This is a genomic window from Pseudomonas sp. QE6, assembly GCF_041379005.1.
Lineage (GTDB): Bacteria > Pseudomonadota > Gammaproteobacteria > Pseudomonadales > Pseudomonadaceae > Pseudomonas.
In genome coordinates this window covers 1,991,062-2,002,600 of record NZ_CP166873.1, presented here as the reverse complement: position 1 = coordinate 2,002,600, position 11,539 = coordinate 1,991,062, and the positions used below count along the sequence as shown (strand labels likewise).

The 11,539-nt window shown below is 66.5% G+C and carries 10 protein-coding genes; 6 read left to right on the top strand and 4 right to left on the bottom strand.

Features of this window, described 5'->3' with window-relative positions; genetic code table 11:
- The first annotated feature begins 62 nt into the window (after window positions 1-62).
- Together ACAW63_RS09210 and ACAW63_RS09205 are read left to right on the top strand one after the other, a co-directional pair.
- Window positions 63-944, top strand: a complete 882-nt coding sequence (locus tag ACAW63_RS09210; RefSeq protein WP_371233172.1) for an AraC family ligand binding domain-containing protein — start codon at window positions 63-65, stop codon at window positions 942-944.
- Window positions 945-1,049: 105 nt separating this feature from the next.
- On the top strand, window positions 1,050-1,229 hold the full coding sequence (locus ACAW63_RS09205) for a hypothetical protein (RefSeq protein ID WP_275610202.1): 180 nt from the start codon (window positions 1,050-1,052) through the stop codon (window positions 1,227-1,229).
- Between the two features lie 6 nt (window positions 1,230-1,235).
- Here ACAW63_RS09205 and ACAW63_RS09200 read toward each other — a convergent pair whose 3' ends face one another.
- The 3 genes from ACAW63_RS09200 to ACAW63_RS09190 all read right to left on the bottom strand — a co-directional run bounded on the left by ACAW63_RS09200 (window position 1,236) and on the right by ACAW63_RS09190 (window position 6,943).
- Window positions 1,236-2,411: a multidrug effflux MFS transporter gene (locus ACAW63_RS09200; protein WP_371233170.1), complete on the bottom strand. Its 1,176-nt coding sequence runs from the start codon at window positions 2,409-2,411 to the stop codon at window positions 1,236-1,238.
- A 188-nt stretch (window positions 2,412-2,599) separates the two neighbouring features.
- Entirely contained in the window at window positions 2,600-5,746 is a 3,147-nt protein-coding gene (locus tag ACAW63_RS09195) for an efflux RND transporter permease subunit (protein WP_371233169.1), read from the bottom strand.
- A gap of 12 nt (window positions 5,747-5,758) precedes the next feature.
- Window positions 5,759-6,943, bottom strand: a complete 1,185-nt coding sequence (locus ACAW63_RS09190; RefSeq protein WP_371233168.1) for an efflux RND transporter periplasmic adaptor subunit — start codon at window positions 6,941-6,943, stop codon at window positions 5,759-5,761.
- A gap of 155 nt (window positions 6,944-7,098) precedes the next feature.
- On the opposite strand from ACAW63_RS09190, the gene ACAW63_RS09185 reads away from it, so the two are divergent.
- On the top strand, window positions 7,099-7,731 hold the full coding sequence (locus ACAW63_RS09185) for a TetR family transcriptional regulator (protein WP_371233167.1): 633 nt from the start codon (window positions 7,099-7,101) through the stop codon (window positions 7,729-7,731).
- 41 nt (window positions 7,732-7,772) lie between these two features.
- Here ACAW63_RS09185 and ACAW63_RS09180 read toward each other — a convergent pair whose 3' ends face one another.
- Complete coding sequence (locus ACAW63_RS09180; RefSeq protein WP_275610197.1) at window positions 7,773-7,970, bottom strand: heavy-metal-associated domain-containing protein; 198 nt, start codon at window positions 7,968-7,970, stop codon at window positions 7,773-7,775.
- Window positions 7,971-8,123: 153 nt separating this feature from the next.
- Here ACAW63_RS09180 and ACAW63_RS09175 point away from each other — a divergent pair, with 153 nt between their 5' ends.
- The 3 genes from ACAW63_RS09175 (at window position 8,124) to cueR (ending at window position 11,525) form a co-directional block, all read left to right on the top strand.
- Window positions 8,124-8,576, top strand: coding sequence for a hypothetical protein (locus ACAW63_RS09175; RefSeq protein ID WP_371233165.1), 453 nt, complete (start codon window positions 8,124-8,126; stop codon window positions 8,574-8,576).
- A 98-nt stretch (window positions 8,577-8,674) separates the two neighbouring features.
- Window positions 8,675-11,077, top strand: coding sequence for a heavy metal translocating P-type ATPase (locus ACAW63_RS09170; RefSeq protein ID WP_371233163.1), 2,403 nt, complete (start codon window positions 8,675-8,677; stop codon window positions 11,075-11,077).
- A gap of 46 nt (window positions 11,078-11,123) precedes the next feature.
- Window positions 11,124-11,525 carry a Cu(I)-responsive transcriptional regulator gene (gene cueR / locus ACAW63_RS09165; protein WP_015475603.1) on the top strand — a complete coding sequence of 134 codons (402 nt, stop codon included), beginning with the start codon at window positions 11,124-11,126 and terminating at the stop codon, window positions 11,523-11,525.
- Window positions 11,526-11,539 lie beyond the last annotated feature (14 nt).

Below are 11,539 nucleotides of genomic sequence, written 5' to 3'. Positions count from 1 at the left end.
CAGCGCCGGAGATCGACTAAATTGTGCTCTTGCTGGATTAAATTGCTGAGCGGACTACTCATATGTCGAGAACCTCGGACTGGCCCCTTCCCGCCGACAGCCTGCGTCTGGTGCTACCGCCGACACTGCTGCAGAAGCTCTCCACCCACCCGCTCAGCCGCGACCTCTATCCCAGTTCCCTGGGCCACTACCGGCGCGCCCGCGACCACCAGATGAGCCGCGAGCAGCACGACGATCACCTGCTGATCTACTGCAGCGAAGGCCAGGGCGAACTCGTTGCCCAGAGGCGGACCCAGGCGGTCGGCTGTGGCGACCTGATCTGGCTGCCACCGGGCATGGCCCACGCCTACCATGCCGACACCGCCAATCCCTGGACGATCCACTGGGTGCATCTGCGCGGCGACGGCGCCGATTGGCTGCGCCATGCCGCCGGCTACGAAGATTCGCCGGTCCGCCACTGGGGCCTGCAGCACACCCTGGTCAGTGGCTTCGCCCAATTGCTGGAGGCGCGCCTGAGCGGCTACCGCTTCCAGCCGTTCCTGCTCGCCGCCAGCCGCCTGCGCGCCCTGCTCTGCCAACTGCCGCTGCTGCGCCCGGTTCGCGATGCCGGGCTCGACCTGGACGGCCTGCACGCCTACATGCGCGACAACCTGCACCAGCGCCTGGAACTGCCGCAGCTGGCGGCCTTCTGCAACCTCTCCAAGTTCCACTTCGTCAACCGCTACCGGGCGCTCACCGGGCGCACGCCGATCCAGCACTTCCTGCACCTGAAAATCGAATACGCCTGCCAATTGCTGGACAGCAGCGCCTGCGGCATCGCACAGGTCAGCCAGGCCGTGGGGTATGACGACAGCTATTACTTTTCAAGACTTTTCAGCAAGGTGATGGGGCTCTCGCCCAGCGCCTACCGCAGGCGCCTGAGCCAGGGCCGCGGCGGCGCATGAAAGGCGGACCGGCCGGCCGTCGGCGACCCCATGTCGCATCCTTTAGCGTTCGGTGACGGGTCTACACTGAGATTCCCTTCAAGAGACCGTCCAGGGGTGCCCATCATGCACATCCTCGTTCGCCCGTCCTCCGCCAACAAGAATCAGCCGTGGGAAGTCTGCCTGGATCAACAGGCCGTCGGCTTCCGCAGCGAGCGGGAAGCTCGCACCTTCGTCGATACCCTGGAAGCCCGGTTGCGGGCACCGCACCACTTGCCCGAGCTGCGCCAGCGCGCCGCGGGCTGATTCAGTTCAGGCGGCGCGTTCGCTGATCTGTCCGCTGGACCAGCCAAGCAGCGCGGCCGCCAAGCCGCAGGCGGTGATCACCAGGGCCATCGGCAGCGCCGAGCCATCGTGCAGCGCGCCGACCAGGGCCGAGGCGCCTGCCGCCACGGTGAACTGCAGACTCCCCATCAGGGCCGACGCGCTTCCGGCGTGTCGCCCCTGGCTGGCCATCGCGCAGGCCGAAGCATTGGGCAGCAGGAAGCCCAGGCAGGCGATGGCGCCGAACAGAGGGATCAACAGCGGCCACAGTTCAGCCGGCCTCGCCAGGGTGATCGCCAGCAGCGTCGCGCCGCAGGCGAAGTACACCCACACCGCCCTGCGCAACCAGAAACCCGGCCCGCGATAGCGCAACAGCCGTGCGTTCACCTGCGCCATCAGGATGAACCCCGCCGCGTTGCTGCCGAAGATCCAGCCATAGTGCTCGGCAGGCACGCCATAGAGCTGGATGAACACGAAGGGCGATCCGGCGATGTAGGAGAACATCCCCGCGACGGCGACACCGCCGGTCAGCGCGTAGGTGAGGAAGGAGCGATCGGAAAACAGCGACAGATACTGCCGCCCTGCCCCGCGCAAGGGTGCGCGTGGGCCGGCCGGGATGGTTTCCGGCAACCACAGGGCGATGGCCGCGCCGGCCAGCGCGCTGAACAGCGTCAGGCAATAGAAGATCGACTGCCAGCCGGCCAGGTCCAGCAGCAGGCCGCCGCCCAACGGCGCGAGTATCGGCGCCAGCCCCATCACCAGCATCAGTTGCGAAAAGGCCTTGGCGGCGGCGATCGGGTCGCACAGGTCACGCACCACCGCCCGCGAGATCACCATGCCCGCGCAGCCACCCAGTGCCTGGACGAATCGTGCAGCGATCAGCCACTCAAGGTTCGGCACGAAGGCGCAGGCCAGCGAGGCCAGGGTGAAGATGCTCACTCCCAGCAACAGGGGAATTCGCCGGCCGATACGATCCGCCAGGGGGCCGTAGAGCAGTTGGCCGATGGCAAGGCCGGCGAAGTACGCCGACAGGCTCAACTGGATGTGTTCGACGTCGGTGTCGAAGGCGTGCGCCAGCGACGGGAAGCTGGGCAGATAGAAGTCGATGGCCATTGGCCCGAAGGCACTCAAGGCGCCAAGGATCAGCAGGATGCGGAGATTCATGAAGTCACCTGGGCACACACCGGCGGTGGCGGTTCAGGCGCCAGGGCGGACGGGGTGTAAGGTTCTGCCGCGAGCGCGCTGCGCGACGAAGCCTTGCATTGTGACAATGGCCGGGAAATTAGCAAGCTCACTAATCAATTCCCGAAAAGATGGTAGGCGGACCGGCACACTGCCGGTCCGCCCTGGCTTCAGGCCTTGTGAGCCTCGGCCTCCGCAGGCTTCTTCTTGCGGGCGGCGAGCTTGTCGGACAGCGACTCCACCAGCATGTAGAACATCGGGATGAGGAAGGTCGCCAGCAGGGTCGCGGCGAGCATGCCGCCGATCACGCCGGTGCCGATCGAGTGGCGGCTCGCCGAGCCCGCGCCGGTGCTGATCGCCAACGGCACGCAACCCAGAATGAAGGCCAGCGAGGTCATGACGATCGGACGGAAGCGCAGCTTGGCCGCTTCGAGCGCCGCCTGCATCGGGCCCATGCCCTGCTCTTCGCGGCAGAGCACGGCGAACTCGATGATCAGGATGGCGTTCTTCGCCGCCAGGCCGATCAGCGTCACCAGGCCCACCTGGAAGTACACGTCGTTATCGATGCCGCGCAGCCAGATGGCAAGGATGGCGCCGAATACCGCGAAGGGTACCGCGGTGACCACCGCCAGCGGCAGCGACCAGCGTTCGTACTGGGCCGCGAGGATGAGGAAGACCAGGATCAGGCCGAAGAGGAAGGCCTGGCCGCCCGAGCCTTGCGCCTCCAGTTCCTGGTAGGCCGAACCGATCCAGGTCAGCATGTAGTCCTCACCGAGGGTCTCGTCGGCCACCTGCTGCATCGCCGCCAGCGCCTGGCCGGAGCTGTAGCCCGGTGCCGGGCCGCCGAGCAGCTTGGCCGCAGGGAACACGTTGAAGCGCGAGAAGGTGTCCGGACCAAGGATGCGGCGCACCTGCACCAGTGTCGAAAGCGGCACCAGGTCGCCGGTGACGGAGCGCACGTAGACCTGCTGGAGGTCATCCGGCTTGCGGCGGAAGTCCGACTCGGACTGCAGGTTTACCTTCCAGGTACGGCCATAGAGGCTGAAGTCGTTGACGTAATAGGCGCCGAAGGTCGCCTGCATGGCGGTGAACACATCGTCGATCGCCACACCCAGCGCGCGCGCCTTGGTGCGGTCCAGGTCGATGTAGTACTGCGGCACGTCGGCGTTGAAGGTGGTGGTCACGCCGGCCAGTTCGGGGCGCTTGGCCGCCGCGGCCATGAACTTCTTCACGATCTCCTGCAACTGCTCAGGGGTGCCGCCGCTGCGGTCCTGGATGTAGGCCTCGAAGCCGCCGGTAGTGGACATGCCGGTGATGGGTGGCGGGTTGAAGCTCAGGGTCATGCCGTCCTGCTCGCGCATGCCCATGCCCATGAAGGTGCGCGTCAGGTTGCGCGCGTCCAGCGACGGCTCCTGGCGCTCTTTCCAGTCCTTGAGGGTCACGAAGGACACACCAGCGCTGGTGACGTTGGTGTTGGTCAGGATGTTCAGACCGGAGAAGGTCACCACGTCCTTGACCGCCGGGTGCTTGCGCAGTTGCTCGGAGACCGCCTCGGTGAGCTCCTCGGTGCGTTTGAGCGAGGAAGCCGGCGGCAGGATATAGGCGTTGAGCACATAGCCCTGGTCCTCGTCAGGCACCAGCGAGCCGGGCACCCGGCCGAACAGTACCACCATCAGCGCGATCATCCCGCCGACCAGCAGCAGGCCGATGGAGGCGCGCTTGAGGAAGAACTGCACGCCGGCGCCATAGCCTTCGGTGGCCTTGTCGAACATGCGGTTGAACCAGCGGAACGGCGCTGCCGGCTCCTTGTGCTCGGGCTTGAGGATCAGCGCGCAGAGCGCCGGCGACAGGGTTAGCGCGACGATGCCGGAGATCACCACCGACACCGCGATGGTGATCGCGAACTGCTGGTACATCTGACCGGCGAGACCGCCGAGGAAGCCAACCGGAATGAACACCGCGCAGAGCACCAGCACGATGGCGACGATCGGCCCGGTCACCTCTTCCATCGCCTTGATCGCCGCTTCACGTGGGCCGAGCTTCTCCGTTCGCATCACCCGTTCGACGTTTTCCAGCACCACGATGGCGTCGTCGACCACGATGCCGATCGCCAGCACCAGGCCGAACAGGGTCAGAAGGTTGATCGAGAAGCCCAGCAGGTACATGCCGGCGAAGGTGCCGACCAGGGACACGGGGATCGCCAGCACCGGGATCAGGGTGGCGCGCACGTTCTGCAGGAACAGATAGACCACCAGCATCACCAGCACCAGGGCCTCGAAGAAGGTGTGCACCACCTCCTCGATGGACACCTTCACGAATACCGTGGTGTCGTAGGGGATAGTGTGGACGATGCCCTGCGGGAAGCGCTTGGACAGCCGTTCCATGGTGCTGCGCACGGCTTCGGCGGTATCCAGGGCGTTGGCGCCGGGCTGCAGGTACACCCCGAAGGCCGCGTTCTGCTGGCCGTTCAGGGTGGTTTTCATCGAGTAGTCCTGGGCCCCCAGTTCGACTCGGGCGACGTCCTTGAGCAGCAGGCTGGCGCCGGTGCTGTCGGTGCGCAGGATGATGTTCTCGAACTGCTTCGGATCGGAGAAGCGGCCCTGCGTGCTCACCGTGTAGGTGAAGTCCTGCGGGGTGTTCAGCGGCTCCTTGCCGAAGTTGCCGGCGGCGAACTGCGAGTTCTGCTCCTGGACGGCGTTGACCACATCGGTCGGTGTCAGGTTGTACTGCGCCAGCTTGTCCGGGCGCAGCCAGATGCGCATGGAGTAATCCTTGGCGCCGAACTGGGTGACGTCGCCCACGCCGGGCAGACGCTTGAGTTCATCGATCACGTTGATCAACGCGTAGTTGCTGATCTGTACCGGGTCGACCGAGTTGTCCGGCGAGTACAGGATGACCAGCTGCAGGATGTCCGAGGACTTCTTCTGTACCTTCACGCCCTGCCGGCGCACTTCCTGCGGCAGCTTGGCCAGCGCGGCCTGCACCTTGTTGTTGACGTTGATGGTGGCCTGGTCAGGGTCGGTACCGACCTTGAAGTACACGGTGAGGGTCATGGCACCGCTGCTGTCCGAAGTGGACAGCTGGTAGATCATGCCCTCCACGCCGTTGATTTCCTGTTCCAGCGGCGCGGCGACGGTTTCCGCGATCACCTGCGAACTGGCGCCCGGGTAGTTGGTGGTCACCGACACCTGCGGCGGCAGGATCTCCGGGTACTGGGCAATCGGCAAGGCATGCATGGCCGCCATCCCGCCAAGCAGGATGACGATGGAGATCACCATGGCAAAGATCGGACGATCGATGAAGAAGCGCGAAATCACGATAGGCGCTCCTTAGGACTGGGTCTGGGCAGTATTGGCCGCAGACGGCTGCGCACCACCTTCGACCGCTTTGACCGGCTGATCGGGACGGACCTTGATCAGGCCATCCACGATGACTCTATCCCCGGCATCCACGCCGGAATCGATGACCCAGCGGCCATCCACGGTCTGCGTGGTGGTGACCTGCCGTACACGGGCGATACCGTCCTTGTCCACGACGTAGACGAAGGTACCGCGCGGGCCCTGGGCCAACGCCCGCTCGGGCAGCGTGACCGCGTTCTTGCGGGTGATGCCCTTGACCAGCACACGCACGAACTGGCCGGGGATCAGCTGGTTCTTCGGGTTGGGCACCACGGCGCGGGCATTCACCGTGCCGGTGCCGGTGTTGACGAAGCTGTCGGTGAAGTCGACCACGCCATCGATGGGGTACTGGCTACCATCGCCGAAGTGCAGCTCGGCGCTGAGCTTGCCGTCCGCGGGCAGGCTCAGCCGGCCGCTCTGCACGCCATCGCGCAGGCGCGCCGCCTCGGTATCGGGGTAGGCGAAGTTGACGTACACCGGGTCCAGCTGGGTGAGCTTGGTCAGCAGGCTGGACCCGGGGTCGGCTGCGGCCACCAGACTGCCTTCGGAGCGGACTTCCTTGCTCGCCATGCCGGAGATCGGCGCGGTCACCGTGGTGTAGTTCAGGTCGATCTGCTTGGCCTGCACATTGGCGCGGGCGGCTTCGACGTCAGCCTTGGCTTGTTCGAAGTTGGAGATGTAGCGGTCCAGCTCGCTCTCGCTGGCGAAGCCTTTCTTCTGCAGTTCACGGATACGGCGCAGGTCGCGGTCAGTCTGGCGGTAGCGCGCCTGGGCCTGTGCGAGCGAGCCCTGGGCCTGGCCCAGCGCGGCCTGGTAAGGACGCGGATCGATGCGGAACAACACCTGGCCTTCCTTGACCGGACGGCCTTCTTCATAGGTGCGGCGCTGCAGGATGCCGCTGACCTGGGCGCGCACCTCGACCTCGCGGTAACCGGCGGTGCGGGCGGCGTATTCCAGGGTCACGGGGACGACAGAGCTCTTGGCGACTTCCACGGTCACCGGCGGCGGAGGTGGTGCGGCAGCAGCAGGTTTGTCCTCAGCCTGGAGCGCCGTGGCGAACAAGGCAGGTAAGCCGAATACAATAATTGCAACGGGCAAACGGCGGACGAACTGCATGTAACCTCTCCATGGAATGACCAAAATAACGGAACGGTAGGAATATTGACTGAGAGGAGTTCACTTGCGCCAGTGCCTGCAAGGGACTGTTCGTACTTTAAAATCAGTAAACTGCCAACTGAGTAGTGATCCTAGCCTGTATACCAGCAAGTGCCATGCGAAGAACTAAAGAAGATTCGGAAAAGACGCGCCAAACGATTCTCGACTCGGCCGAGCAACTTTTTCTGGCCAAGGGCGTCTCCAACACGAGCCTGGAGGAGATCGCCAGAAGTGCCGGCGTGACCCGTGGCGCGGTGTATTGGCACTTCCAGAACAAGGCGCATCTGTTCAACGATCTGCTCAACCAGGTACGCCTGCCGCCCGAACAACTGGCACAACGTCTCTCCGGCTGCGACGGGCACGACCCGATACAGTCATTGTTCGAATTGAGCGTGGAAGTCATCGAGAACCTGGCGCGCCACCCGCAACGCCGGCGCATCCTCACCATCCTGCTGCAACGCTGCGAGTTCACCGACGAACTGCGCGATGCGGAGGAGCGCCACAACCACTTCATCCGCCAATTCATCGAACTGTGCGAGCAGTTGTTCACCCGCGAGAGCTGCCGTAGCCGGCTGATGCCCGGCGTGACGCCGCAGATCGCTTCGCGCGCGGTGCATGCGATGATTTTCGGCCTGCTCAGCGACTGGCTGCGCGACCCGGAACTGTTCGACGCGGAACGGGAGACCCGTTTCCTGTTCGATGCACTGTTCAGAGGGCTGGTGCGCGACTGGAGCACGCCGCCGGCCTGATGGGCCGGCGTGGAACCGGCCCGGAAGGAACGAAAGAAGACTCAGGCCGCCTTGGCCTCGTAACCCTCTTCGCGGATCGCTGCGAGAATGGCTGCCTCGTCCAGGCGGCTGGCGACGCGCACTTCGCCCTGGCCCAGATCGACCTGGACTTCAGCGGCCGCATCCAGTGCCTGGACCGCCTGGGTGATGGCACGGACGCAGTGACCACAGCTCATGCCTTTGACTTGGAAGGTATGCATGGGAAAGCTCCTGTCGTGTGATGATTCGTTGGAGGCAGTTTCGACCTTCCCCTCGTGGCAAGGTCAAGTCCCCCGGCGATTTGTTTCCACGTGCTTGTCCTGCGTCAGGCTCTCAGCCAAGCTGCCCGGATGATCCCCTCCCGGAGAACGCCCATGCGCCGTTCCCTCCTTCTAACCCTCGGCCTGCTGGCCTGTGCACTGGCGCAGGCCGACGGCTCGTCCGATACGCCACCTCCCCCGCAGCCCCCAGCCCAGCCGGCGCCCGCCATGCCCAGTCCCTGGCCGGTGCCCGACGCCCAGCCGGTGGCCTACGCCGTGCTGATCGTCAGCCGCGAACGCCTGGACACCGGCACCGCCTGCGACATCGACCTCTACGTGCAGGACCAGAAGGTCTCGCGCCTGCAGCCCGAAGGCGAGGTCGCCCTCAACCTGCCGCCGGGCGAAACCTCCCTGCGCCTGCAGACCGCCAACTCCGGCCTCTGCCACGGCGGCATCGAGCCGCTGCGCGCGCAGTCGGTGATGCTGCGCGCCGGCGAGGTGCGCAAGTTCCGCATCGCCAACAGCGAGAGCGGCCTGTACCTGACACCGGTTTCCAGCGGCGGTTGAACGGGCAGTCATGACCTGCGGCAAGGGACTGCCGGGAAGGGGTTGACCTTACCCTTGTGTCAAGGTTGATCCTGTTGGGGAACTTCAGGGAGAGCCCCATGAACAGCGCAAACCCCATCGAACTCGACCTCCCGGTCTCCGGGATGACCTGCGCCAGCTGTGCCGGCCGCGTGGAACGCGCCCTGCGCAAGGTGCCCGGCGTGCAGGAAGCCAGCGTCAACCTCGCCAGCGAGCAGGCGCGCGTCCAGCTGGCCGGCCCCTCCAGCGGCGACACCCTGCCCGCCCTGGTGGCGGCCGTCGAACAGGCCGGCTACGCGGTGCCGGCGCACAGCCTGGAGCTGGCCATCGACGGCATGACCTGCGCCAGCTGCGTGGGCCGCGTCGAGCGCGCCCTGCGCAAGGTGCCCGGCGTACGCGAGGTCAGCGTGAACCTCGCCAGCGAACGCGCCCACCTGGACCTGCTCGGCGCGGTGGAGACCGCCGAGCTGATCGCCGCCGTCGACAAGGCCGGCTACAAGGCCCGCCCCGTTGAATCCGAGCAGCCCGGCGTCGCCCCGCAGGTAGCCCGCCTGGCCCGCGAGCGCTGGTGGCTGGCGGCCTCAATCGCCCTGTCGCTGCCGCTGGTGCTGCCGATGATCGGCGACTGGTTCGGCCTGCACTGGATGCTGCCGGCCTGGGTGCAGTTCCTGCTCGCCACACCCGTGCAATTCCTCATCGGCGCGCGCTTCTACGTTTCCGCCTGGAAAGCCGTGCGCGCCGGCAGCGGCAACATGGACCTGCTGGTCGCCCTCGGCACCAGCGCCGGCTACGGCCTGAGCCTGTACCTCTGGTACGCCGCAGCGCCGGGGCAGATGCCGCACCTGTACTTCGAAGCCAGCGCGGTGGTCATCACCCTGATCCTGCTCGGCAAGTACCTGGAAAGCCGCGCCAAGCGCCAGACCGCCGCCGCCATCCGCGCCCTCGAAGCCCTGCGCCCGGAACGCGCCACCCGCGTCCGCGACGGCATCGAGGAAGATGTAGCCATCGCCGAGCTGCGTCTGGGCGACGAAGTGCTGGTGCGCCCCGGCGAGCGCTTCCCGGTGGACGGCGAGGTGCTCGACGGCCAGAGCCATGCCGACGAGGCACTGATCACCGGCGAGAGCGTACCGGTGGCCAAGGGCGTCGGCGACGCCGTCACCGGCGGCGCCATCAACGGCGAAGGCGTGCTGCGGGTGAAGACCACTGCCCTGGGCGGCGAGACCGTGCTGGCGCGGATCATCCGTCTGGTGGAAGACGCCCAGGCGGCCAAGGCGCCGATCCAGAAGCTGGTGGACAAGGTAAGCAACGTGTTCGTCCCGGTGGTGATCGGCATCGCGCTGGTTACCCTGGTCGGCTGGCTGCTCGCCGGCGCCGGCTGGGAACATGCGCTGATCAACGCCGTGGCGGTGCTGGTGATCGCCTGCCCGTGCGCCCTGGGCCTGGCCACTCCCACCGCGATCATGGCCGGCACCGGTGTAGCGGCGAAACACGGCATCCTGATCAAGGACGCCGAGGCGCTGGAAGTCGCCCATGCGGTCGATGCCGTGGCCTTCGACAAGACCGGCACCCTCACCTCCGGCCAGCCGCGCATCACCAACCTCGCCGCCGATGACGAAGCCCAGGCCCTTGCCCTGGCCGGCGCCCTGCAGCGCGGCAGCGAGCACCCGCTGGCCAAGGCCGTGCTCGATGCCTGCGCCGAGCGCGGGCTGGCCCCGACCGCCGCCGATGCCATCCAGGCGCTGGCCGGACGCGGCATCCAGGGCCAGGTCGACGGTCGCCTGTTCGCACTGGGTAACCGCCGCCTGCTGGACGAACTGCAACTGCCGCCCGGCGACCTGGCGGAATCCGCGCAGAAATGGGAAACCCAGGGACGCACCCTGTCCTGGCTGATCGAGCGCGAGCCGCAGGCCAGCGTGGTGGCCCTGTTCGCCTTCGGCGACAGCCTCAAGGACGGCGCCAGGCCCGCCATCGACGCCCTGCGCCAGCGCGGCATCGCCAGCCACCTGATCACCGGCGACAACCGCGGCAGCGCCAAGGTCGTGGCCGATGCGCTGGGCCTGGACGACGTGCACGCCGAAGTATTGCCCGGCGACAAGGCCGAGGTGGTCGGCGCCCTGCGCAAGAACGGCAAGGTGGTGGCCATGGTCGGCGACGGCATCAACGACGCCCCGGCGCTCGCCGCCGCCGACGTGGGCATCGCCATGGGCGGCGGCACCGACGTGGCCATGCACGCCGCCGGCATCACCCTGATGCGCGGCGACCCGCGCCTGGCCCCGGCGGCGCTGGACATCTCCCGGCGCACCTACGCGAAAATCCGCCAGAACCTGTTCTGGGCCTTCATCTATAACCTGGTGGGCATCCCGCTGGCCGCCTTCGGCCTGCTCAACCCTATGGTCGCCGGCGCGGCGATGGCCGCCTCCAGCGTCAGCGTGGTGAGCAACGCCCTGCTGCTCAAGCGCTGGAAACCGCAGGGTCACCAGTGACAACCACGCCCCGCGCAGGCGGGGCGTTCGATCGAGAGGAATCGGCATGAACATCGGCGAAGCGGCGAAGAAGAGCGGCCTGACCGCGAAGATGATCCGCTACTACGAATCCATCGGCCTGCTCGCCCCCGCCGGCCGCAGCGCCAGCGGCTATCGCCACTACAGCGAGCAGGACCTGCACACCCTGGCCTTCATCCGCCGCTCGCGGGACTTCGGCTTCTCCCTGGAAGAAGTCGGCCAACTGCTCGCCCTCTGGCAGGACCGCCAACGCGCCAGCGCCGACGTGAAGGCCCTGGCCGCTCGGCATATCGAAGAGTTGAACCGCAAGATCGCCGAACTCAGCAGCCTGCGCGACACCCTGCAGGAACTGAGCGACCACTGCCAGGGCGATCACCGGCCGGACTGCCCGATACTGAAGGACCTGGAGTCGGGGAATTGCTGTCATTGAGGAGCTTTCGGACG

What these genes read in the sequence shown, in the direction of transcription:
- ACAW63_RS09210 (WP_371233172.1), top strand. Translation starts at nt 63, where the DNA reads ATGTCGAGAACCTCGGACTGGCCCCTTCCCGCCGACAGCCTGCGTCTG.
- ACAW63_RS09205 (WP_275610202.1), top strand. Translation starts at nt 1,050, where the DNA reads ATGCACATCCTCGTTCGCCCGTCCTCCGCCAACAAGAATCAGCCGTGG.
- ACAW63_RS09200 (WP_371233170.1), bottom strand. Translation starts at nt 2,411, where the DNA reads ATGAATCTCCGCATCCTGCTGATCCTTGGCGCCTTGAGTGCCTTCGGG.
- ACAW63_RS09190 (WP_371233168.1), bottom strand. Translation starts at nt 6,943, where the DNA reads ATGCAGTTCGTCCGCCGTTTGCCCGTTGCAATTATTGTATTCGGCTTA.
- ACAW63_RS09185 (WP_371233167.1), top strand. Translation starts at nt 7,099, where the DNA reads ATGCGAAGAACTAAAGAAGATTCGGAAAAGACGCGCCAAACGATTCTC.
- ACAW63_RS09180 (WP_275610197.1), bottom strand. Translation starts at nt 7,970, where the DNA reads ATGCATACCTTCCAAGTCAAAGGCATGAGCTGTGGTCACTGCGTCCGT.
- ACAW63_RS09175 (WP_371233165.1), top strand. Translation starts at nt 8,124, where the DNA reads ATGCGCCGTTCCCTCCTTCTAACCCTCGGCCTGCTGGCCTGTGCACTG.
- ACAW63_RS09170 (WP_371233163.1), top strand. Translation starts at nt 8,675, where the DNA reads ATGAACAGCGCAAACCCCATCGAACTCGACCTCCCGGTCTCCGGGATG.
- cueR (WP_015475603.1), top strand. Translation starts at nt 11,124, where the DNA reads ATGAACATCGGCGAAGCGGCGAAGAAGAGCGGCCTGACCGCGAAGATG.